Here is a 22,099-nt window from a genome sequence, read left to right as displayed (position 1 = left end):
CGGCGGACGCTCAGGCGGACGCGGCCAGGTCGTAGACCCCGCCGCGCCGGGTGTCGAAGATGATCACCCCCGGTTCCGGTCGCTCGCCCTTGACCGGCCTGCCGTGCTCGGTGACCGTGACGTCCTTCGCGGTGCGGAGCGTGAGCTTACGCCCCAGGTCCGAGCAGATCCTCCCGCGCAGTACGGCCCCGCCGCTCCACTCCAGGTCGATCTCGAAGCCGCCCCGAGCCCGCAGCCCGCTGAACGACCCCGCCGGCCAGGCAGCGGGGAGCGCCGGCAGCAGATGCACCTGGTCGCCGTGGCTCTGCAGCAGCATCTCGGTGATCCCCGAGGTCCCGCCGAAATTGCCGTCGATCTGGAACGGCGGATGCAGGTCGAACATGTTGGGCGCCGTACGGGCGGGCAGCAGCAGGTTGCTCAGCCGCTTGTACGCCTCCGGCGCGTCCAGCAGCCGGGCCCAGAAATTGATCTTCCAGGCGAGCGACCAACCAGCCCCCGCCTCGCCCCGCAGCTCCAGCGTCCGGCGGGCCGCCGTGGCCAGGTCGGGAGTCAGGCGCGGGTCGATCTGGTGGCTCGGGAACAGGCCCCACAGGTGCGAGATGTGCCGGCTGCGCGACAACGCCGCGTCGCCCCGGTAGTCCTCCTGCCACTCCTGGATCTGGCCGAGGTGACCCACCTGGGTGGGCACCAGCCGGGCCCGGGCCTGCTTGGCCCGCTCCCGCATGTCCTCCGCCAGTCGCAGGATCGTCGAAGCCTCCTCGAACGCGCCGAACAGGTCCCGCAGGATCTGCATGTCCATAGTCGGGCCCGCGCAGATGCTGACGTTCTCGCCGCCGTCCTCGTGGTGGCCCACCTCGGGGGAGTGCGAGGGGTTGGTCACCAGGTAGCCGGTCCTGGGGTCGGTCTGCAGCGTGTCCAGGAAGAACTCGACCGAGCCTTTGATCAGCGGGAAGTGCTCGCGCAGCCGCCGTTCGTCACCCGTGTAGAGGTAGTGCTCCCACAGCGTCAGGCAGAGCCACGCGCCGCCGCTCGGCCACACGCCGTAGAAGGCGAAGTCGACGGGCGCGGTTCCGCGCCAGCCGTCGGTGTTGTGGTGCGCCACCCAGCCACCCGCGCCGTACTGGGTCCTGGCGGTCCTGGCCCCCGACTCGGCCAGGTCCTTGATCAGGTCGAACAGCGGCTCCATGCACTCGGTGAGGTTGGCCGGCGCGGCCGGCCAGTAGTTCATCTCGCAGTTGATGTTGATGGTGTACTTCGACTCCCAGGCGGGGGTGAGCGAGTCGTTCCAGACGCCCTGAAGGTTGGCGGCGTAGCCGGGCGAGCGGGAGCTGGAGATCAGCAAGTAGCGGCCGAACTGGAAGTACAGGGCGGCGAGCTGCGGATCGGTGTCGAGCTGCTTGCGGGCGATGCGCTCGTCGGTCGGCAGCGCGACCGCCTCCGAGCTGCCCAGATCGATCGCCACCCGGCCGAAAAGCCGCTGGTAGTCCCGTACGTGCTTGCGCAGCAGCACCTCGTACGGCCGCCCGCTCGCCCGCCCCAGATGCCGCTCCGCCACCTGGGCGGGGTCGCCGCCGACGTCCTTGAAGCTCCGGTAGCTCGAACCCATCGAGATCAGCAGCGTGACCTCGTCGGCGCCCTCCACGATCAGCGTGCCACCGTCGGTGCGGACCGTGCCGCCCTTCGCCTCGGCCCTGGCCAGGGCCTGGAAACGGACCTCGCCCTTCATGCCCTGGGTGTCGCCGCTGACCCCGTTGAGCGCGATCGTGGCCTTGCCGGCCGCGGCCGTGGTCGAGCTCTGCGCGCTGGAGAAGGCCGCCTGGAACGTCACCGCGCCCGGTTTGTCGGCCGCGTGGCGGACCACGATCACCTGGTCGGGGTTGCTGGCGAAGACCTCGCGAGTATGGCGGACGCCGTCGCGGACGTAGGTCACCGTGGTGACGGCGCGGGTCAGGTCGAGCTCGCGGCGGTATTCGGTGAACTCGGCGGAACCGGGGAACGTCAGCGCCAGGTCGCCGAGCACCTGGTAGGGGGCCTGTTCGCTGGGCCGGCCGAGGAACTTCTGGTCCGCCAGGTTCTGCGCCGCCTGCCACTTGTCCTCCCAGACCAGCTGCCTGATCTGCGGGAGCGCGGCCAGCGCCTCGGGGCTGTCGTAGACGTGCGGGCCGCCGGCCCAGATGCTGTCCTCGTTGAGCTGCAGGCGTTCTGTGGCCACGCCGCCGAAGACCATGGCGCCGAGCCGCCCGCAGCCGACGGGTAACGCCTCCAGCCAGGCAGCGGCCGGCTTGCCGTACCAGAGAGTGAGGGGATTGTCGTCCGGCGCGGACCGGGCGGCCAGCGCCGGATCCGCGGCGAGGCCGCTCGTGAGCAGGGAACCGGCCGCGGCTCCCAGCCCGGTCGTGAGCACGCCCCTGCGTGTGTAGCCGTGGGTCACCATTACTCCTCTTGTTGCGCGGAGGTTAAGGCGGACGTGGGATGTATTAGTACGCTCGATTGGGATCTTTTGTCCAGTCCCCCACGTCTGGCGCAGTGGGCTGGCCAGAACATGGGATGTTTGTTAGATTCCAGCCTGCGAACGATCTCCGGCGGAGAGGATCAGATGTCCCTGACCGACGAGGCCATCGCCCGGATCCGGCAGCTCATCCGGTCCGGAGAGCTCCCCCCGGGATCCCGGCTGCCGCCGGAACCGCAGCTCGCCGCCCAGCTCGGCGTCTCACGCAACCCGCTGCGCGAGGCGGTCAAGGCGCTGGTCGTGGCGCGCGTCCTCGACGTGCGCAGGGGCGACGGCACGTACGTCACCAGCCTGGAGCCGGGGCTGCTGCTCGAAGGGCTCGGGATCGCCATTGAGCTGCTGCGCGACGACACGCTCATGGAGGTCATCGAGACCCGGCGGCTGTTCGAGCCGGTCGCGACGGCGCTGGCCGCCACTCGGGTGTCCGACGCTCAGCTCGCGGTCATCGGCGAGCAGTTGGCGGCCATGCGGGAGGTCAGTGACGACGTGGAGAAGCTCAACCACTTCGACGCCGCCTTCCACCGCGCGGTGGTGGCCGCGACCGGGAATGAGACGCTGTGCACGCTGCTCGACGGCATCTCCGGCCGGACGATGCGGATGCGCGTGTGGCGCGGGACCGTGGTGGCGGGCAGCGCCGGCCGTACGCTGGCCGAGCACGAGGCGATCTACGACGCGCTCGCCGCGCGGGACGCCCCGCTGGCCCAGGCCGCGGCGCTGATGCACATCAGCACGACCGAGAGCTGGTTCCGCCTCGTCCTCGCCGCCGAGTCGACATGACCCGCTTGGACGCGCACCACCACGTCTGGGACCTCGCCGTCCGACCCCACGCCTGGCTCGATGCCGAGAAGCTGGCACCCATCCGTCGCACGTTCACCCTCGACCGGCTCGCCGGGCACGCGGCCGCGGCCGGGGTGAGTGGGAGTGTGCTGGTACAGGTGCTGCCCGACCTGGCGGAGACCGTGGAGTTCCTGGCGCTGGCCGCGGAGTCCGACCTGGTGGCGGGCGTCGTGGGCTGGATCGACCTCACCTCGCCCGCCGCAGCCGAGACGCTGGCCGGACTGCCCGGCGGACTGGTGGGCGTCCGGCACGGCGTGCAGGCCGAACCCGACCCCGGCTGGCTCACCCGCCCGGACGTCCGCCGCGGGCTGGCCGCCGTCGCCGCGGCGGGTCTGGCCTACGACCTGCTCACGCTGCCGCGTCAGCTGCCCGCCGCCATCGACACGGTGGCCGCCATGCCCGAGCTGACGTTCGTCCTCGATCACCTGGCCAAGCCGCCGATCGCCTCGGGGGAGCTCGAACCGTGGGTGAGCAGGATCCGGGAGCTGGCCGGACACCCCAACGTGTACTGCAAACTGTCCGGGATGGTCACCGAGGCCGACTGGGCGTCCTGGCGGGTGGCCGACCTGCGGCCGTACGCGGAGACCGTGCTGGCGGCGTTCGGGCCGGAGCGGGTGATGTTCGGGTCGGACTGGCCGGTCTGCCTGCTGGCGGCCGATTACGAGCGGGTCGTGTCGGCGGCGGACGAGCTGTGCGCGGGCCTGTCGGCGGGGGAGCGGGCGGACGTCTTCGGCGGTACGGCACGCCGGGCGTACCGGCTGGGGGAGCACTGACGCAGGCCGCCATTTATATCCCCCATACGCCGATATAGCAGGCTTTACAAGATCTTGTCAGCTCATAAAACCAGTGTTAACTCTTGCGGAGGCGCGGGACCTGATCGCGCAAGTCCCTGGCGTGCAGGAGGAAAGGTGTCAACCAGACCCTGGTTACGCAGCACTGTCGTCGTCCTCGCCATCGCGGCGTCCTCTCTACCCCTCACCGGAGCCGCCCGGAGTGCACCGGGCGGCACGGCTCCCCAGGTCCAAGACGTTCAGGACGGCGAGCCCGGCAAGCCCGACCTGGACAACCGGCAAGGCAGAGTCCCGCCGCCGGTCGGGGTCAACGCACGGAGCGCGGGCGCGGCGGCCGAGATCCGCTGGAACGCGCTGGGCACCCCGGCCGCCATCACCAGCGCCGCGCCTCTGGCCGAAGGGCTGGGCGCCGACCCCGAGCAGGCCGCACGCGCCTATCTCAAGAACAACGAGCGGGTCTTCGGCCTGTCCGGCGCGTCGGTCGACGCCCTGGAGAAGGTCGCGGTCAACCCGATCGGCGCGGGCCATGCCGTACTGCTGCGCCAGCGCTTCGGCGACCTGCCGGCCGGTGTGGACGGCCTCGTCGCGATCGGCGTGGCCGACGGCAAGATCAGGCACGTCACCTCCTCGCTGTCGCGCGACACGGGGGCGCCGCCGGCCGCCACGATCACCGCGCAGCGGGCCCTGGAGATCGCGGCCAGGGACGGCGGCATCGATCTGGCCACGGCCGTCACCAAGCAGGTCAACGCGGTGGCGGTACCGGCACCCGACGGGGTGCACAACGCGTACCAGGTCGTTCTGATCGGCGGTCAAGGCGAGGCGGCGGGCTACACCACACACGTGGACGCGGTCAGCGGCGCGATCCTGGTCCGGGAGAACCTGGTCGAGCACTTCGACCCGGACAACCCGCACTGGTCGGCGTTCCCGTCGAACCCGCCGGACGACTACTCCACCACCGACACCCGCCAGACCTGGTGCTTCGCGGCGGCTCCCGGCTGTGACTACGTGACCGGCGGCGACCCGCCGACCGGCAAGGCGTGGGACGTCGACCACGCCACGAACACCTCGACCAATACCAGCATCGGCAACGCCGCGAAGACCGTCGAGAACCGGGCGAGTGCCGACCCGTTCACGGTCGGCACCCGCAGCAACGTGCTCACGCCGAGCCGGAACTACACCTACCCGTGGCAGAACACCTGGTACACGGCGAAGTGCAACCCCGCGGTCTTCGACCAGAGCGGTGAGAACGACCTCGAGGCCGCGATCGCCAACCTGAACGCCATGCACAACAGGATGCACGACTGGTCCTATCGCCTCGGCTTCACCGAGACCGCGTGGAACATGCAGGTGAACAACGGCGACCGCGGCGGCCTCGGCAACGACCTCGAGCAGGGTAACGCCCAGGCGGGCGCCCGCGACCTGACCGTCCGCGACAACGCCAACCAGATCACCGGCCCTGACGGGGTCGCGCCGATCACGAACATGTACCTGTGGCAGCCGATCGCGGGCTCGTTCTACTCCCCGTGCGTGGACGGCGACTACGACATGTCGGTCATCGGCCATGAGAACACCCATGCCATCTCCGGCCGCATGATCGGCGGCCCGACCGCCGGCTGGAGCGGCGCCCAGGCCGGCGCGATGAACGAGAGCACCTCCGACCTGATGGCGATGGAGTACCTGTTCGAGTACGGCTTCCGCCCCTCGGGTCTGACCCCGTACGTCACGGGCGGCTACGTCACCGGAGACCGCGAGCGGGGCATCCGGAACTACGACATGTCCAAGTCGCCGCTCAACTACAGCGACATCGCCTACGACCTGGTGGGCCAGCAGGTCCACGCGGACGGCGAGATCTGGTCGGCCACCCAGTTCGACGTGCGGGACGCCTTCGTCAAGCGGTACGGCAAGGGCACCGCGAAGCAGCAACGGGCCTGCGCGGACGGCAGGACGCCGATCGGCAAGTGCCCGGGCAATCGGCGCTGGGCCCAGCTCTCGCTCGACGCCCTGCTGCTGATGGCCTCGGGCGCGGTCAGCTACGTCGACTACCGCGACGCGCTGCTCGCGGCCGACGCGGTGCGCTTCGACGGCGCGGACCAGGACATCATGTGGCGCGTGTTCGCCGAGCACGGCCTGGGCGCGAACGCGGCCAGCGTCGGCCCGAACGACCCCGACCCGACGCCCAGCTTCGTCAACCCGGCGGGCAAGAACGGCTCGCTGCAGCTCAAGCCGCTGGGCGAGGCGAAGGGCGCGGCGCTGCGCCTGTACGTGGGCGACTACGAGGGACGGGTGGTCCCGGTCGCCGACACCGACCCGGCGACACCGCTCGGCGACACCGTCGAGATGACGCCCGGCCTCTACGACTTCGTGGTGGCGGGCAACGGGTTCGGGCACACACGCCTGAAGTTCCCGGTGTTGGGCGGCGCGAAGCTGCCGCTTCCCCTGCCGCTGTCCCGCAACCTCGCCTCGGCCACGGCCGGTGCGACGGCCTCGGGCGACGGCGTCAACCAGGCCAAGCTGATCGACGAGACCGAGGCCACGAACTGGGCCTCACTCACCGGGGCGCCGGCCGGCAAGTCGGTCACGGTGGACCTGGCGGGCGACACCCCCGTCAAGATCCGCAGAGTCCAGGTCAGCGCCATGCTCCGGCCCAACATCAACGACCCGGCCGACCCCGGCGCGCAGAACCGGTTCACCGCCCTGCGCTCCTTCGAGGTGCTCGCCTGCGCCAAGGACTGCGCCGACCCGGCGAACTTCAGGAAGATCTACACCAGCCCCGCGGACGCGTTCAAGACCGCGCGCCCCCGTCCCCGAGGTGCGAACCTGCTCATCAAGTCGTTCAACGTCCCCACGACCACCGCCACCCACCTGATGCTCCGCACGCTCACCACCCAGTGCACCGGCAACCCGCTGTACGCCGGTGAGCAGGACGCCGACCCCAACTCCTCGACGAACTGCGCCACGGCCAGCTCCACCCGCGACCAGGCCCGAGCCGCCGAATTCCAGGCGTTCTCGTTCTGATCCCCGTAGTACGGCTCGCGCTCACACCGGGCGCGAGCCGTACTAAATTCTGACCGGTGTACCCTCCCATCGAGCCCTATGATCATGGGCATCTCGACGTCGGCGACGGCCATCTCGTCTACTGGGAAGTCTGCGGGAACCCCCAGGGTAAGCCCGCGCTCGTCGTCCACGGCGGTCCCGGTTCGGGCTGCGGGCCGGGACAGCGGCGTCGCTTCGATCCAGAGCTTTACCGGATCATCCTGTTCGACCAGCGCAACTGCGGCCGGAGCCTGCCGCACGCCAGTGACCCGGCCACCGATCTGACCACCAACACCACCCATCACCTGATCGCCGACATGGAACGGCTGCGGGAGCACCTCGGCGTCGACCGGTGGCTGCTCTACGGCGGCTCATGGGGGTCCACCCTCATGCTCGCCTACGCCGAGACGCACCCCACACGAGTCTCGGAGATGGTGATCAACGGCGTCACCATGACCCGCCGCTCCGAGATCGACTGGCTCTACTTTGGCGTCGGCCGCTACTTCCCCGAGCAGCGGCAGCGCTTCCGGGAGGGCGTCCCCGAGGCCAAGACCGACGCCGACGTGCTGGCCGCCTACGCGCTGCGCATGGCCGACCCCGACCCCGCCGTCCGCGTCAAGGCCGCCCACGACTGGACGGCGTGGGAGGACACGGTGATCTCCATGGAGGTCAACGGCACGCCGAACGCCTACAGCGACCGGCCGCCCCTCGCCCTCCTGGCCTTCGTACGGATCTGCGCCCACTACTTCTCCAACGCCGCCTGGCTGGAGGAGGGCATCCTGCTGCGCGAGGCGGACAAACTTGCCGGGATCCCCGGCGTGCTCCTCCACGGCCGCTTCGACCTGGGCTCGCCGCTTGAGACCGCCTGGGACCTGGCTCAACGCTGGCCCGACGCCCGGCTCGTCGTGGTGGACGACTCGGGGCACACCGGCAGCAAGACCATGAGCGAGGAGGTCAAGGCGGCTCTGGACGGCTTCGCGACCTGAGCCCAAGCGTCACACGGTTACCGCGCTAGTGCCGGTCGGCGCCCGGTCGTTTGGCGGCCAAGGCGATCACGTCGGCCAGCTCGTCGAGTTCGGCCGGTTCCTCGGTGAGGCCGGCGATGGCCAGCTGGAGGTGCGGCCGTCCCTGGCGTACCCAATAACGGCTGCCGGGCGCCGCCGAGATGCCGTGCGCGGCCAGCGTGACCAGGGCCTCCGACTCGTCGTGGACGGGCACCCACAGCACGAGGCTGTCCCGGCCGCCGGTGTGCACACCACGGGTGGACAGCAGGGCGGCCAGGCTCGCGCGGCGCCGGGCGTACGCTGTGCGGGCCCCTGCCACGATCGCCTGCGTGGCGGGGTCGGTGAGCAGGTGGGCCAGGGTGTCCTGGAGGATCCGGCTGGTCCAGCCGGTGCCGAAGCTCCGCAGCACGCGTACCCGTTCCACGGCGTCCGCGGCCCCGCCGATGATCGCGAGCCGGAGGTCGGGTCCGTGCGACTTGGAGTAGGAGCGCACGAGCACCGTCCGCTCGGGCAGCGTCGTCCCGAGGCTGTTCAGGGGCGCGGCGGACAGGTCGCCGATCCCGTCGTCCTCGATGATGAGGGTGTTCGTGGGCGCGAGCAGCCGGGCCAGCTCGGCGGAGCGGGCCTCGGGCACGGCATGGCCGCACGGTGAGTGACCGCGCGGCTGGTAGACGAACGCCACCGGGCTGGAGCGCAGGCTTTCGGCGAGCGCGGCCGGGATGGGCCCCTCCTCGTCACAGGCGACCGGGACCAACTCGACGCCGATCATCTCCAGGATGTCCAGCAGCCTGGCCGCCGTGGGCTCCTCGATGGCGATGCGGTCGCCGGGCAGGGCGGTCGTCTGGCAGAGGAGCTGGACCCCTTCGTACCCGCCGCCGAGCGCCAGCCAGCTTTGTGCGGGAAAAGGCCAGGTAGGCTCGACAGCGGCCCGCAGGCGTGGGGTGATCGTCTCGCGGGTGTAGTCGTTGAGCCTTTCGCTCGAGGAGGCCGCGGCGAGCGCGGCGCCGAGGGGTGGGAGGAGCGCCCGGTCCGGCGCCGCCATGGCGAGGTCGATCGCCAGCCGGTTGCCGAAGTGGCCGATCCGCTCGTAGCGTGCGGGGTGCGGCACCCCCGGAGGCCCGAGCACGACCGTTCCGCGCCGGCCCTCCGTGCCGATCATCCGGTGTTTCCGCAGCTCCGACCAGGCTTCGGCGATGGTGCTCGGGCTGACGCCCAGCTCGCGGGCCAGTCGCCGCACGGTGGGCAGCCGCGCGCCGGGCCGCAGCGTGCCCTGCCTGATCAGGTCGATCAGACCGGTGGCGACGCCGCGCGCGCTGGGTTCGCGGACCTGCTGCCCGAGCCAGGCGGGATCCACCTCCACGAGACCTCCCATCGGACAAAGCTTTGTTCAGCAACAAAGCACAGCTTGTGTAGCGGATTTCGCTGAACATAAGGTACAGCCCAATACCTGACTAAGGGGAGTTTTTGTGACGAAACCTCGCATTCGGCTAGGTCTCCGCGACTGGGATCACCTGGTTCCCGTCGCGACGGGGACGCTGACGTCCGAGGCGTTCGACCTGGATCTCGATTCCCGGGCGATGACGCCGGACGTGCTGAGCGAGCCGGAGCTGGACGGTGGGGAGACCTCCTTCAGCAGGTACGTCCTCGGCCGGGCCCAGGGTGACGACCGGCTGGTGGGGCTGCCCGTCTTCGTGATGCGCGGCTTCCGGCACCGGTGCGTGCTGGTGCGCCGCGACAGCGAGCTGCGCGAGTTCGCCGAGCTGAAGGGGGCCCGCGTGGGCCTCACCGGCTGGCCGGACTCGGGCAACACCTGGACGCGGGCACTCCTGCGGGCGGCCGGAGTCGACCTGACCGGCATCGAGTGGACGGTCGGCGCCGTGGACGCGCCCGAGCCGGGCAAGGACCGCGTCGGCGGGGCGAAGCTGCCGGACAACGTCAGCGTGACCGACGGCTCGCTGGCGGAGGAGCTCGCCGCCGGACGGCTCGACGCGATCATGACGCCGTTCATGCCCGCGGGCTTCTTCACGCCGGAGAGCCGGTTCCGTCACCTCCTGGCCGACCACCCCGCGGCCGAACTCGACTACTTCCACCGCAACGGCTTCATCCCCGGCATCCACCTGGTGACGCTCAAGCGCGAGCTCGTCGAGCGCCACCCCGAGCTGCCGGGGGCCGTACAGGAGCTCTTCGAGCGGTCCAAGCGGCACTGGCTGGCGCGGCGGCGCCTCCTGACCGACACCACCCCGTGGCTGCTCGCCGACCTGAGCAGGACCCAGGAGGTGTTCGGCGAGGACTGGATGCCGTACGGCACGGCCGCCAACGCCGCGATGACCGCGGCCTTCTGCGCGGAACTGCACGCCCAGGGGATCGCCCCCGCTTCCATCGACCCCCAGGAGGTCTTCGCCTCATGAACAATCTTCGCGTTGCGATCGGCCAGTTCGCCTCAGCCGAGGACTGGGAGGACAACCTGAAGTCCTGCGCCGACCTCTTCGACGAGGCCGTCGCCGGGAACGCGGACCTGCTGGTGCTCCCGGAAGGCGCGATGGCCCTGTTCGTGGACGATCCGGTGCGGATCCGCAAGGCGGCCCAGCCGCTCGACGGGCCGTTCGTCACCGGGCTGGCCGAGCGCACCCGCGGCACGTCCACCACGGTGATCGTCGGCATGCACCAGCCCGCCGAGGACGGCCGGGTGATCAACACGCTGGTCGCGCTGCGCGACGGTCAGATCATCGACATCTACCGCAAGCTCCACCTGTACGACGCCTTCGGCCGGCGCGAGTCGGACAACGTGCTGGCCAGCTCGGACAACCCCGTCGTCATCGAGTGCGCCGGCTGGAAGGTCGGCATGATGACCTGCTACGACGTCCGCTTCCCCGAGATGGCCAGGCTCCTCGCCGACCAGGGCGCGCAGGTGGTCGCCCTGCCCGCGGCCTGGGTACGTGGACCCGCCAAGGAGTGGCACTGGGAGGTCATGGTCACCGCCCGCGCCCTGGAGAACACCTACTACGTCGCCGCCTCCGGCGAGTGCGGCCGCCGCAACATCGGCGCCAGCATGTTCGTCGATCCGCTCGGCATCACCCGTGGTCGGCTCGGCGGCGACACCCCGGGTCTGCTCTGGTCCGAAGCCTCGGCCGAGGACCTCGACCAGGCCCGCCAGGCCCTGCCCGTCCTCGCCAACCGGCGTTTCAGAGTCGACCCCCGCCCCATCACCCCCTCGACCGGTCCCACAACCGGCTCTCGATAGCCCAAGGAGCGCGTAATGCGTAAGACCCATGCCGTAGGAGCCGTCATGGCCGGGGCCCTGCTGCTGGCCGGATGCGGCGCCAACCCCACGGAGAGCCAGGGCGCCGTCGGCGACGACAGCTCCTCCGCCCCCGCCGCCGCCACCCACGCCAAGGACCAGGCCCTGTTCGACCGCCTGCCCGACAAGGTGAAGACCGCGGGCAAGCTGGTCTCGGTGAACAACGGTTCGTTCCCCCCGTACGAGATCGCCGGCACCGACGGCAAGACCATGACCGGTGCCGCGGCCGAACTGGCCGAAGAGCTGGGCGGCCTGCTCGGCGTCAAGATCGAGCACGTGACCGTGGACGGGCTGCCCAGCCAGCTCACCGGCATCGCGGCCGGCCGCTACGACCTGGCCCTCGGGCCGGTGGGCGACTTCCCCGACCGCCAGGTCTCCAACGACTTCGTCGACTGGGTGCAGGAGTTCGTCGTCTTCGCCGTGCCGAAGGGCAACCCGAAGAAGATCCAGTCGATCGCCGACACCTGCGGGCTGCGGATCTCCGTGATGGCCGGCGGGTCGGCCGAGAAGGTGATCAAGGCGCAGTCCGACACCTGCGTCAAGGACGGCAAGAAGAAGGTCGAGGTCCAGTCCTACAAGGACCAGCCCACCTCGATCCTCGCGGTCCGCTCCAACCGGGCCGACGGCTTCTTCTCCTCGCAGGCCCCTCTGACGTACTTCGTGAAGCAGTCGGGTGGCGAGCTGGAGCTGGCGGGTACCGGCCAGGCCAACGGATTCGACACCCTGTACCAGGGGGCCGTCGTGGCCAAGGACTCGCCGCTGCGTGACGTGCTCAAGGACGGCCTCCAGAAGCTGATCGACGACGGGACGTACGAGAAGGTCATGACGAAATGGGGAACCAACGGAAACATGCTGAAGCAGGCCGGCGTGAACCTGGCGAAGCAGTGACGACCGCCACCGAGCGGCACTCGCCCCCCGAGGTGGACGTCGCGGGGGCGGCGCGGACGCGGCACCCGCTGCGCTGGGTGGCCTCGATCATCCTGCTGATCCTGGCCGCCCAGCTGGTGAACCTGCTGGTCACCAACCCCAACTTCAAGTGGGACGTGGTCGCCCGCTACTTCAACGCCCAGGTCATCGGGGCGGGCATCATCACCACGCTCTACCTGACCGTGATCGCCATGGCCGTCGGCGTGATCGGCGGGGTGCTGGTCGCGATGGGGCGGCTCTCCCAGAACCCGATCGCGCGGATCGTCTCCGGGCTCTACGTCTGGTTCTTCCGTGGTACGCCGGTGCTGGTGCAGCTCGTGCTCTGGTACAATCTATCCGCCCTGATGCCGCAGATCTCGTTCGGCATCCCGTTCGGCCCGGAGTTCCTCACGGCCGACACCAACAAGCTGATCACGCCGCTGCTCGCCGCCATCCTCGGTCTCGGGCTCAACGAGGCCGCGTACATGGCGGAGATCATCCGTGGCGGCCTGATGTCCGTCGACCCCGGCCAGACCGAGGCCGCGTCGGCGCTCGGCATGAGCCGCGGGCGCACGTTCCGGCGGATCATCCTGCCGCAGGCGATGCGGTTCATCGTGCCGCCGACCGGTAGCCAGGTCATCAGCATGCTGAAGGCCACCTCGCTGGTCAGCGTCATCGCCCTCGCCGACCTGCTGTACACCGTGCAGGCGATCTACAACCGCACCTTCCAGACCATCCCGCTGCTGATCGTGGCCTGCGTCTGGTATCTGGTGATCACGTCGATCCTGTACGTGGGCCAGTCCTTCATCGAACGCCACTACGCGCGCGGCGCCACGCGGAACGCGCCCCAGAGCTTCTGGAGCTTCCTGATGTTCCGGCGGCGGCAGGCCGCGCCGGCCCCGACCCGCGAGGAGACGCCATCATGAGCATGCCCATGGTGCACGCCCGGGCCGTACGCAAGAGCTTCGGCCATCTGGAGGTGCTCAAAGGCATCGACCTGACCGTCGAGCGGGGCGAGGTCGTCGTCATCCTCGGCCCCTCCGGGTCGGGCAAGTCGACGTTCCTGCGGTGCGTCAACCACCTGGAGACCATCGAGGGCGGCGCCATCCACGTCGACGGCGAGCTGATCGGCTTCCGTGACTCCGGCGGCCGGGTGCACCACCTGGGCGATCGGGACATCACCCGCCAGCGCCGGGAGATCGGCATGGTCTTCCAGCAGTTCAACCTGTTCCCGCACTTCACCGTGGTGCAGAACATCATGGAGGCGCCCGTCGGCGTACGCCGCGAATCACGCGCGAAGGCCCGTGCCCGCGCGCTCGCCCTGCTGGAGCGGGTGGGCCTGGCGGACAAGACGAACAGCTACCCCCGTCAGCTCTCCGGCGGGCAGCAGCAGCGCGTCGCCATCGCCCGCGCGCTGGCCATGGAGCCCAAGCTGATGCTCTTCGACGAGCCGACCAGCGCGCTGGATCCCGAGCTCGTGGGCGAAGTGCTCGCCACCATGAAGGGCCTGGCCAACGACGGCCTCACCATGATCGTCGTCACCCATGAGGTCGGATTCGCCCGCGAGGTGGCCGACCGCGTGGTGTTCATGGACGGCGGCGTCATCGTGGAGGCCGGGCCGCCCGCGGAGGTGCTCGACAACCCGCAGAACCCCCGGACCCGAGCCTTCCTCAGCAAGGTCCTCTAGCTCTCAGGTCGTGGCCATCTTCCGCATGAGGCCGGCGTACAGCTCCGGGTCGCTCGACGCGCGGACGATGAGCTCCGGACGCAGCAGCTCGGTCTCGCCTGGCTCGCCTTCGAGGACGCGTACGAGCTGGTGAAGCCCGCGGCGGCCCATCTCGTGCATGGGCGAGCGGACCGAGGTGAGCGGGACCGGCAGCTCGGCGGCGAGCGGCGTGTCGTTGAAGCCCACGACCGCGATGTCGGCGCCGACCCGTAGCCCGTGGTCGCGCAGCGCGCCGATCGTGCCGATGGCGCCGAAGTCGTTCACCACGAAGAGCGCTGACGGAAGCGGGCCCGTCGCGAGGAGACGTTCGGTCCCCTCGCGACCGCCTCGCGCGTCGAAGCGTGAATGCACGATCCGGTGGCCGGGGATCCGCAGCCCGGCCTCGCGGAATCTCTCGACGAAGCCGCCGGTGCGGTCGATGCCGGTGCTCGCGTACGGCTCGCCGGCGACGATCGCCACCTCCTCGTGCCCGAGCTCCAGCAGGTGCTCCGCCGCCATCCGGCCGCCGAGATAGTCGTCGCAGACGACCGCAGGATGCTGCCCCGCCCGCCGGTTGACCAGGGTGAACGGGACGCCGCGCGCGGCGACCTCGTCCAGGAAGCCGGAATCCGCGTGCGCGTCGCCGAAGATCATGCCGTCGACGCGCCGGCCGAGGACCATCTCCGTCCGGGCGCGCTGGACGTCGGGCTGATCGCGCGTGTTGATGACGAACGTCGACAGGCCCAGCTCGGCTGCGGCCTCCTCGATGCCCTCGTAGATGGTCGCCAGCACCACGTCGGACAGCCGGGGGACCAGCACGCCGATCAGGTTGCTCCGCTGGGTGCGCAGGCTCATCGCATGGGGATTGCGCTGGTAGCCGAGCTCGTCGGCGAGCTTGCGCACGCGCTCGACGGTGGGGCTCGACGCGGCTCTCAGCCCTTCGCCGGGCTTCGCGTGTAGCACTCGCGACACCGTGGAGACGTGCAGGCCGAGCTGGTCGGCGATCATCTGCAGCGTCACCGGTCGCGCCCTCTTCGCAGCCAATGTCCCTCGGCTTCCGCTGGCTGGGTTTTCTTGATTTTAACGTGAAGTTCTTGACATCTCGTAGGCGCAGGTCAGATGCTACCAAACGTTTGGCGCAAACGTTTGGGTAATGAGGAGGCCAGGGAGTGTCCAAGGTCATCGTCCTGTCCACGGGAGGGACCATCGCCACCCGTCGCGACGGGCAAGGAGTGGGTCTCGCCCAGGACCGGGTGCGCGAGCTTCTCGGGCGCCTCCCGGTCGATCCCGGGGTGGAACTGGACGGGATGGACGTGCTGTGCGCGGGCAGCTACCTGTTCACGCTCGCGGACATGCGCGAGGTCGCGGTGCGGGCCCGCGAGGCGCTCACCGACCCGGACGTGCTCGGCGTGGTCGTCACCCACGGGACCGACGGCATGGAGGAGACCGCCTACCTCGCCGATCTGTTCCACGACGATCCCCGGCCGGTCGTGTTCACGGGCGCGCAACTGCCGGCCGACGCGGCGGACGGCGACGGCCCGCGCAACCTCGCCGACGCGATCGCGGTGGCGGCCGGCGGCAGGGCCTGCGGGCTGGGCGTGCTGATCGGCTTCGACGGCCAGATCTTCGCCGCCTCCGGCACCCGCAAGACCCACACGCTGGCCTCGTCGGCGTTCTCCGCGCCGGACAGCGGGCCGCTGGGGCGCGTACGCGACGGCCAGGTGAACATCCTCATGACGCCCGCCCGGGCGAAGCCGCTCGACCTGGACGCGTTCGACCTCGACGGAGTCCGTACCGACATCGTGGCCCTGTACCCGGGCTGCGACGAGGCCGCGCTGCGCGCGGTGGTCGAGGCGGGCGCCACCGGGGTCGTCCTCCAGGCGCTGGGGGCCGGCAACGCCAACCCCCGGATCAGGGACGAGGTGGCCCGGATCACCGAGGCCGGCGTCGTCGTCGCCCTGTCCACCCGGGTCGACGCCGGGCCCGTCGCCGCCCTGTACGGCAACGGCGGCGGCGCGGATCTCGTCGAGGCCGGTGCCATCCCCACCGGAACCCTGCGCTCACCGCAGGCCCGCGTCCTGCTCAGCGCGCTGCTCGGCTGCCACCGGGATCCGGTCCGCGTACGCGCGGAGCTGCGCTCGCGGACCTGGAACCCCACTCCGATCGAAAGGACGAAATGACCATGCCCAAGGAGATTCTCGTCGCGTACGGCGTGGACGTCGACGCCGTCGCGGGCTGGCTGGGTTCGTACGGCGGGGAGGACTCGCCGTGCGACATCTCGCGCGGGCTGTTCGCCGGCGAGGTCGGCGTCCCGCGGCTGCTCCGCCTGTTCGAGAAGTACGACCTGCGGACCACCTGGTTCATCCCCGGCCACTCCATCGAGACCTTCCCCGACCAGACCCGCATGGTCGTGGCCGGCGGTCACGAGGTCGGCGTGCACGGCTACTCGCACGAGAACCCGATCGCGATGAGCCGCGACCAGGAGAGCGCGATCCTCGACCACTGCATCGACCTGGTCGAGAAGTACTCCGGCAGCAGGCCGACCGGCTATGTCGCCCCGTGGTGGGAGTTCTCGCCCGTCACCAACGAGCTCCTGCTGGAGCGGGGCATCAAGTACGACCACTCGCTCATGCACAACGACTTCACCCCGTACTACGTCCGGGTCGGGGACTCCTGGACGAAGATCGACTACTCCCGCCCGGCGGCCGAGTGGATGAAGCCGCTGGAGCGCGGCCAGGAGACCGACCTGGTGGAGATCCCCGCCAACTGGTATCTCGACGACCTCCCGCCGATGATGTTCGTCAAGGCCAGCCCGAACAGCCACGGCTTCGTCAACCCGCGCCACCTCGAAGAGATGTGGCGGGATCAGTTCGACTGGGTGTACCGCGAATCGGACTACGCGGTCTTCACCATGACCATCCACCCCGACGTCTCGGGCCGGCCGCAGAGCCTGCTCATGCACGAGCGGCTCATCGAGTACATCAACGGCCACGAGGGTGTGAGCTGGGCCACCTTCGACGAGATCGCCGACGACTTCAAGGCCCGCTCACCCCGATAACGGCCCCGCGCCCTTCATGCCGGTCCGGCGATGACGCACGCGCGAACGCCCCCCATCTCTTTCTCCGAAAGGGCATCTCCATGACAACGACCTCTTCGGGCGTCCCGGAAACCGGCACCCGGCCCTTCCCTCGCGTCGGGGTACGGCAGACGCGCAAGGCCACGGTGATCGCGCTGTTCGCCTGGATCTTCGCGGTCTACGACTACATCATGTTCGGCACGCTCCTGCCGGAGATCTCCGGCCAGTTCAAGTGGACCCAGGCGGAGGCGTCCCTGATCTCCACGCTGATCTCGGTGGGGACCGCGGTCGTCGTGCTCGGGGTGGGACCGCTGGTCGACCGGCTGGGCCGCCGCAAAGGCATGATCCTCACCGTGTCGGGCACGGCACTGGCCTCCGCGGTGTCGGCCGCCACGATGAACGCCGCCTACCTGGTCGGCGTCCGGTCCATCGGCGGGCTCGGACTCGCCGAGCAGTCGGTCAACGCGACGTACCTCAACGAGATCTACGCCGTCACCGAGGACGAGAAGATCAAGAAGCGCCGGGGGCTGATCTACAGCCTGGTCCAGGGCGGCTGGCCGCTCGGCGTGCTGCTGGCCGCGGCCTTCATCGCCGTCTTCCTTCCGCTGGTCGGCTGGCGGGGCTGCTTCCTGCTGGCGACGTTCCCCGCCATCGTGATCGCGCTCCTGCGGCGCGGCCTGCGCGAGACGCCCCAGTTCGAGCTGCAGCAGAAGATCGACCGGATGCGCAAGGAGGGCCGTGCGGAGGAGGCGGCCGGTCTGGCCCGCGAGTACGGCGTGTCCGAGAGCCAGTCGGCTCCGTTCAAGGAGATCTTCCGTGGGTCCGCGCTGCGCAACACGCTCGTCCTCGGGTTCGCCTGGTTCGTCAACTGGTTCGGCATCCAGGTGTTCAGCGTGCTCGGCACGACGGTGCTCACCCAGGGCAAGCACGTCGGCTTCACCAACTCGCTGCTGATGTTCATCGTGATCAACGCGATCGGCTACCTCGGCTACGTCTTCCACGGCTGGGCCGGGGACCGGTTCGGCCGGCGCAACGTGATCGCGTTCGGCTGGATGGCGTCCGGCGTCATCTTCGCGCTCATGCTCCTCGTCGCCAGCGGCACGGTCGCCGTGGTCGCGCTCTACTCGCTGGGCATGTTCTTCCTGGTGGGGCCGTACTCGGCGATGCTGTTCTACATGGGTGAGTGTTACGACACCCGCTGCCGCGCCACGGGAACCTCGTTCATCAACGCGATCAGCCAGCCGGGCGCCATCGCGGCCGGCGCGATCATCACGGCGATGCTCGTCGCGGGCTCGGACTGGAACCAGGGCGCCCTGCTGGTCGGCGCGCTGGGCACGTTCCTGTCGGGATTCGTGATGTTCGGTGCGCGGAAGGTGCCCGCGCTGTGACTCCCCTCGACACCGGCGGGCGGGTCGCCGTCATCACCGGCGCCGCCAGCGGCATCGGCCGCGCGCTGGCCGTGTCGTACGCCGCCCACGGCGTTCGTACGGTCATCGGCACCTACCCCGGCGACCCGCACGACCCCGCCGAGACCCTCAAGCAGGTCGAACAGGCCGGTGGCGCGGGCGTGGTGCACGAGGTCGACGTACGGGATGCCGCGCAGGTCGAGGCCTTCGCCCAGCGCGCGGTCGACGAGTGGGGCCGCCTCGACATCGCGGTGGCCAACGCCGGAGTGCTGCGCCGGGCCCCGCTGGCGGAGCTCACCGACGCGGCCTGGGACGACATGCTGCAGGTCGATCTGACCGGCGTGCTGCGCACCCTGCGCTCCGCGTCGGCCCGGATGAGCGGCGCCGGCGCGATGGTCGCGGTCTCCTCCATCGCGGGCGGCGTGTACGGCTGGGGCGAACACGCCCACTACGCCGCCGCCAAGGCCGGAGTGCTCGGGCTGTGCCGGAGCCTCGCGGTGGAACTCGCCCCCCGGCAGATCCGCGTCAACTCCGTCATCCCCGGCCTCATCGTCACCCCGCAGTCGTCCGACCCGGTGAACTCGCTCGGCCCCGACGGCCTGGCCCGCGCCGGGCGGGACATCCCGTGGGGCCGGGTGGGACGGCCCGAGGAGGTCGCCTCCGTCATCCGGTTCCTCACCTCGGCCGACGCCGGCTACATCACCGGCCAGAACATCGTCGTCGACGGCGGGCTCACCGTCCGCATGCCCGCCTGAGGAGGAACCCATGCCTGCCCTGGAACACCGGACCGCCCTGGTCACCGGTGGCGCGAGTGGCATCGGCCGCGCGATCGCCGAGGCGTACCTCCGCGAGGGCGCCGAGGTCGTCCTCGCCGACCTGTCCCCCGAGCGCGCGGCCACCGTCATGGGCGCGGCCGGGCATGTCACCGTGGACGTCAGCGATCCCGGCTCCGTCGCCGCGGCCGTCTCCACCGTGATGGACCGCTTCGGCCGGATCGACGTCCTGGTCAACTCCGCCGGCATCCTCACCGAGGCGCCGCTGGTGGAGATGGACCCGCGGGTGTGGTCGGAGACGATCGCGGTCGACCTCACCGGGGTCTTCCTCTGCTGCCGGTACGTCGTGCCGCACATGGTCTCGCGGCGTTGGGGGCGGGTGGTCAACATCGCCTCCCAGCTCGGCATCAAGGGCGGCCGCTCGCTCAGCCACTACGCGGCGGCCAAGGCCGGGGTGATCGGGCTCACCAAGTCGCTCGCGCTCGAGGTCGCCGAGCACAACGTACTGGTGAACGCGATCGCGCCCGGCCCGGTCGAGACCCCGATGGTCGCCGGGATCACCGACGAGTGGAAAGCCGCCAAGCGCGCGGAACTGCCTTTGGGCCGCTTCGGCCGCCCAGAGGAGATCGCACCCACGGCGGTCCTGCTCGCCAGCGACCCCGGCGGCAACCTCTACGTCGGCCAGACCCTCGGCCCCAACTCGGGCGACGTCATGCCGTAATGGAGGACCGGCGGATTGCGGCCCTGTGGATTGCGGCCCGGGGCCTCGCGGGCTGAACGAGGAGAAGGGACGGCTGATGTGCGGCGCGAGCGGGCCGAGGGGGAACGGCTGATGTGCGGCGCGTGCGGTGAGCGCGGCGACGTCGACTGGGCGCGTCCCTGGGTCGCCGGGCCGGCCGCCCGCGCGGCGGTGGCCCGCGCGGTGACCCGGGTGCGACCGTCGCCCGGGCTGCGGGTCTCACCCTCCACCGGCGGCTGGCTCGTCGCCCGGCCCACCGGGGGCACCGTGGTCTGTGCCACGCTCGGCGAGCTGGTCGGGGCAGTACGCTCCGCGTCATCCGGCGCGATCGCTCCGCTCGACCCGGCGCGCCCCTCAGGGCGGCTGCCGGTCCCGGCGCCCGATGGCCGTGCAGAAATCGTCCTGTGCGTCGACCCCCTCGCGCCCGCGCAGGCCGCCCTCGGTGCGGGGGCCGAGGTGGTGGTGGCGGACGAGGCGGCGGCGCTGGCCGTGCTCGCCGAACTCGCCACGCCGCTGTGGGTCCGACGGCTCTACCTGGCGCGGATCGAGGGCGTGAGCGCGCCGTGGGGCCGCCCCGTGGACCCCCAGCTCGTACCGTCGCCCGAATCCGCCGCCGACGCCGTGGTCAGGCTCGAATGGGAGCGCCAGGCGGGACGGTTCGACGACACGGCGTTCGCCCTGAGCTGCCCGCTCGACGACGTGGCGCTGCTCGACGTGGAGATCCGCGCCGGCCACGTCGTCCGCGCACGCACCGTACGAGATCACCGGTTCAGCAACGTGCTGAGCCGAGGCGCGTAGGTGGCGTGGAAGACCAGGGAGGCGGCCCCGATCGCGGCGGCGTCGACGGCGATGGGGGAGAGCTCGACCTGGACCGTGTGCAGGCGGCGGGCCAGCGGCCGGGTGGCCACGGCCGCGGCCACCACCTGGTGGTAGACGCGAGCGACCTCGCGCATGGCGGGCCCGCCCAGCACCACCAGGTCGATGTCGAGCATGTTGACGATGCTCACGGCGGCGTCGGCGAGCCGGGCCGCGACCTGGCCGATGACCGCACCGGCCAGGGGATCGCCGGCCGCGGCCGCCGCGCAGATCGCCGCGTGGTCGAGCCCTTCGGCGGTCAGCGTGCTCTCGGCGCCCCCGGCCAGGCGCGCCCGTACGGTCTCCTCGATCGCGCTCGGGCAGCAGACCGCCTCGACACAGCCGCGGTTGCCGCAGTAGCAGTCAGGACCCTCGGGAGCCACCGTGATGTGGCCGAACTCGCCGGCGTTGAGGGAACGGCCGCGGTAGATCTGGTTGTCCAGGAACAGCCCGCCACCGATGCCGGTCCCCAGATACAGGTAGGCGAAGCTCGGCGTGGCACGGGCCACACCGGCCCAGCGCTCGCCGATCGCCGCCGCCGTGGCGTCGTTGTCGGCGGTCACCGGGAAGCCGGCGTACTCCTCCAGCAGGCCTTTGATGGGCACGTGATCCCATCCGGTCAGGCGGGGCGGGACGTTGATGATGCCGTCGGCGTCGAGCGGGCCGGGGCAGGCCAGGCCGATGCCCAGCACCTTGTGGTCGGGCACGTCCGCCTCGCGCAGCATCCTGCGGGCCGTGCGGGCCATCTGGCGGATGACCGCGTCGGGCGCCGGACCGGGGCGTACGGCGGCGTGGAGCTTGGCGACCGGCTGTCCCGCGAGGTCGGCCAGCACGTACGAGATCTCGCCCGGATCGAAGTGGATGCCGACGGCGTATCCGGCGGTGGGATCCACCCGCAGGATCGTGCGCGGCTTGCCGCCCCGGGACGGGAGCGAGCCGTCCTCGATGACGAGACCTTCCTCGAGGAGCCGGCGCACGATGACGGAGACGGTCTGCGCGGTGAGCCCGGCCCGCCCGGCGATCTGGACACGGCTGATGCCGTCCGAAACCTGGATCGCCTCCAGCACGACCGCACGATTAAAGTGTCCCACTTTAGGGAGATTTGTCCCCATTTGCATGTATGGCTCCCGGTGTCTTCGGGGCTTCCATCGTTGACTTAATAAATCA

General features: G+C 70.5%; 19 protein-coding genes. 15 read left to right on the top strand and 4 right to left on the bottom strand.

What is annotated here, in order from left to right:
• Nucleotides 1-10: 10 nt before the first annotated feature.
• The gene (locus ACGFNP_RS37185) at nt 11-2,431 is read right to left on the bottom strand and encodes a glycoside hydrolase N-terminal domain-containing protein (RefSeq protein WP_393326785.1); all 2,421 of its coding nucleotides are present in this window, start codon (nt 2,429-2,431) and stop codon (nt 11-13) included.
• 165 nt (nt 2,432-2,596) lie between these two features.
• Here ACGFNP_RS37185 and ACGFNP_RS37180 point away from each other — a divergent pair, with 165 nt between their 5' ends.
• The 4 genes from ACGFNP_RS37180 to pip all read left to right on the top strand — a co-directional run bounded on the left by ACGFNP_RS37180 (nt 2,597) and on the right by pip (nt 8,156).
• Nucleotides 2,597-3,286 carry a FadR/GntR family transcriptional regulator gene (locus ACGFNP_RS37180; protein WP_358317885.1) on the top strand — a complete coding sequence of 230 codons (690 nt, stop codon included), beginning with the start codon at nt 2,597-2,599 and terminating at the stop codon, nt 3,284-3,286.
• Complete coding sequence (locus ACGFNP_RS37175; RefSeq protein WP_393326782.1) at nt 3,283-4,119, top strand: amidohydrolase family protein; 837 nt, start codon at nt 3,283-3,285, stop codon at nt 4,117-4,119. The genes ACGFNP_RS37180 and ACGFNP_RS37175 overlap by 4 nt, the downstream gene beginning before the upstream one ends.
• A 135-nt stretch (nt 4,120-4,254) precedes the next feature.
• Nucleotides 4,255-7,152 carry a M36 family metallopeptidase gene (locus ACGFNP_RS37170; RefSeq protein ID WP_393326779.1) on the top strand — a complete coding sequence of 966 codons (2,898 nt, stop codon included), beginning with the start codon at nt 4,255-4,257 and terminating at the stop codon, nt 7,150-7,152.
• A gap of 56 nt (nt 7,153-7,208) precedes the next feature.
• Nucleotides 7,209-8,156 (top strand): prolyl aminopeptidase, encoded by a 948-nt coding sequence (gene pip / locus ACGFNP_RS37165; RefSeq protein ID WP_393326776.1) that lies wholly within the window; start codon nt 7,209-7,211, stop codon nt 8,154-8,156.
• A gap of 25 nt (nt 8,157-8,181) precedes the next feature.
• Here pip and ACGFNP_RS37160 read toward each other — a convergent pair whose 3' ends face one another.
• Nucleotides 8,182-9,546 (bottom strand): aminotransferase class I/II-fold pyridoxal phosphate-dependent enzyme, encoded by a 1,365-nt coding sequence (locus tag ACGFNP_RS37160; protein ID WP_393326773.1) that lies wholly within the window; start codon nt 9,544-9,546, stop codon nt 8,182-8,184.
• Between the two features lie 94 nt (nt 9,547-9,640).
• Between ACGFNP_RS37160 and ACGFNP_RS37155 the strand changes: the two genes are divergently transcribed.
• Genes ACGFNP_RS37155 through ACGFNP_RS37135 form a run of 5 tightly spaced genes read left to right on the top strand, consistent with a single transcriptional unit; the run spans nt 9,641 to nt 14,065 of the window.
• Entirely contained in the window at nt 9,641-10,582 is a 942-nt protein-coding gene (locus ACGFNP_RS37155; RefSeq protein ID WP_393326770.1) for a hypothetical protein, read from the top strand.
• Entirely contained in the window at nt 10,579-11,415 is an 837-nt protein-coding gene (locus tag ACGFNP_RS37150; RefSeq protein ID WP_358317891.1) for a nitrilase-related carbon-nitrogen hydrolase, read from the top strand. Before ACGFNP_RS37155 ends, ACGFNP_RS37150 begins: the two co-directional genes overlap by 4 nt.
• Before the next feature lie 15 nt (nt 11,416-11,430).
• Nucleotides 11,431-12,360: an ABC transporter substrate-binding protein gene (locus ACGFNP_RS37145; RefSeq protein ID WP_393326767.1), complete on the top strand. Its 930-nt coding sequence runs from the start codon at nt 11,431-11,433 to the stop codon at nt 12,358-12,360.
• Nucleotides 12,357-13,304, top strand: coding sequence for an amino acid ABC transporter permease (locus ACGFNP_RS37140; RefSeq protein ID WP_358317893.1), 948 nt, complete (start codon nt 12,357-12,359; stop codon nt 13,302-13,304). The genes ACGFNP_RS37145 and ACGFNP_RS37140 overlap by 4 nt, the downstream gene beginning before the upstream one ends.
• Nucleotides 13,301-14,065 (top strand): amino acid ABC transporter ATP-binding protein, encoded by a 765-nt coding sequence (locus ACGFNP_RS37135; RefSeq protein ID WP_393326765.1) that lies wholly within the window; start codon nt 13,301-13,303, stop codon nt 14,063-14,065. Before ACGFNP_RS37140 ends, ACGFNP_RS37135 begins: the two co-directional genes overlap by 4 nt.
• 3 nt (nt 14,066-14,068) lie before the next feature.
• Here ACGFNP_RS37135 and ACGFNP_RS37130 read toward each other — a convergent pair whose 3' ends face one another.
• On the bottom strand, nt 14,069-15,103 hold the full coding sequence (locus ACGFNP_RS37130) for a substrate-binding domain-containing protein (protein WP_358317895.1): 1,035 nt from the start codon (nt 15,101-15,103) through the stop codon (nt 14,069-14,071).
• 149 nt (nt 15,104-15,252) lie between these two features.
• On the opposite strand from ACGFNP_RS37130, the gene ACGFNP_RS37125 reads away from it, so the two are divergent.
• The 6 genes from ACGFNP_RS37125 to ACGFNP_RS37100 all read left to right on the top strand — a co-directional run bounded on the left by ACGFNP_RS37125 (nt 15,253) and on the right by ACGFNP_RS37100 (nt 20,875).
• Nucleotides 15,253-16,263 (top strand): asparaginase, encoded by a 1,011-nt coding sequence (locus ACGFNP_RS37125; RefSeq protein WP_393326762.1) that lies wholly within the window; start codon nt 15,253-15,255, stop codon nt 16,261-16,263.
• A 2-nt stretch (nt 16,264-16,265) separates the two neighbouring features.
• Nucleotides 16,266-17,141: a polysaccharide deacetylase gene (locus tag ACGFNP_RS37120; protein ID WP_393326759.1), complete on the top strand. Its 876-nt coding sequence runs from the start codon at nt 16,266-16,268 to the stop codon at nt 17,139-17,141.
• An 80-nt stretch (nt 17,142-17,221) separates the two neighbouring features.
• Nucleotides 17,222-18,547: an MFS transporter gene (locus ACGFNP_RS37115; RefSeq protein ID WP_358317897.1), complete on the top strand. Its 1,326-nt coding sequence runs from the start codon at nt 17,222-17,224 to the stop codon at nt 18,545-18,547.
• A complete protein-coding gene (locus ACGFNP_RS37110) occupies nt 18,544-19,320 on the top strand; it encodes an SDR family NAD(P)-dependent oxidoreductase (RefSeq protein WP_393326756.1) in 777 nt (258 codons plus the stop codon). The genes ACGFNP_RS37115 and ACGFNP_RS37110 overlap by 4 nt, the downstream gene beginning before the upstream one ends.
• Nucleotides 19,321-19,330: 10 nt before the next feature.
• Nucleotides 19,331-20,059, top strand: a complete 729-nt coding sequence (locus tag ACGFNP_RS37105; protein ID WP_358317899.1) for an SDR family NAD(P)-dependent oxidoreductase — start codon at nt 19,331-19,333, stop codon at nt 20,057-20,059.
• Nucleotides 20,060-20,137: 78 nt separating this feature from the next.
• The gene (locus ACGFNP_RS37100) at nt 20,138-20,875 is read left to right on the top strand and encodes a hypothetical protein (RefSeq protein WP_393326753.1); all 738 of its coding nucleotides are present in this window, start codon (nt 20,138-20,140) and stop codon (nt 20,873-20,875) included.
• Here the strand turns inward: ACGFNP_RS37100 and ACGFNP_RS37095 are convergent.
• Nucleotides 20,839-21,999: an ROK family transcriptional regulator gene (locus ACGFNP_RS37095; RefSeq protein WP_358317901.1), complete on the bottom strand. Its 1,161-nt coding sequence runs from the start codon at nt 21,997-21,999 to the stop codon at nt 20,839-20,841. The genes ACGFNP_RS37100 and ACGFNP_RS37095 overlap by 37 nt on opposite strands.
• Nucleotides 22,000-22,099: the final 100 nt, after the last annotated feature.

This window comes from Nonomuraea sp. NPDC049269, from assembly GCF_043197155.1.
Lineage (GTDB): Bacteria > Actinomycetota > Actinomycetes > Streptosporangiales > Streptosporangiaceae > Nonomuraea.
This window is presented reverse-complemented; position numbering and strand designations above follow the sequence as displayed.

Coding starts and splice junctions, on each gene's coding strand:
- ACGFNP_RS37115 (WP_358317897.1), top strand. CDS start 17,222: ATGACAACGACCTCTTCGGGCGTCCCGGAAACCGGCACCCGGCCCTTC.
- ACGFNP_RS37160 (WP_393326773.1), bottom strand. CDS start 9,546: ATGGGAGGTCTCGTGGAGGTGGATCCCGCCTGGCTCGGGCAGCAGGTC.
- ACGFNP_RS37175 (WP_393326782.1), top strand. CDS start 3,283: ATGACCCGCTTGGACGCGCACCACCACGTCTGGGACCTCGCCGTCCGA.
- ACGFNP_RS37145 (WP_393326767.1), top strand. CDS start 11,431: ATGCGTAAGACCCATGCCGTAGGAGCCGTCATGGCCGGGGCCCTGCTG.
- ACGFNP_RS37120 (WP_393326759.1), top strand. CDS start 16,266: ATGCCCAAGGAGATTCTCGTCGCGTACGGCGTGGACGTCGACGCCGTC.
- ACGFNP_RS37135 (WP_393326765.1), top strand. CDS start 13,301: ATGAGCATGCCCATGGTGCACGCCCGGGCCGTACGCAAGAGCTTCGGC.
- ACGFNP_RS37180 (WP_358317885.1), top strand. CDS start 2,597: ATGTCCCTGACCGACGAGGCCATCGCCCGGATCCGGCAGCTCATCCGG.
- ACGFNP_RS37150 (WP_358317891.1), top strand. CDS start 10,579: ATGAACAATCTTCGCGTTGCGATCGGCCAGTTCGCCTCAGCCGAGGAC.
- ACGFNP_RS37105 (WP_358317899.1), top strand. CDS start 19,331: ATGCCTGCCCTGGAACACCGGACCGCCCTGGTCACCGGTGGCGCGAGT.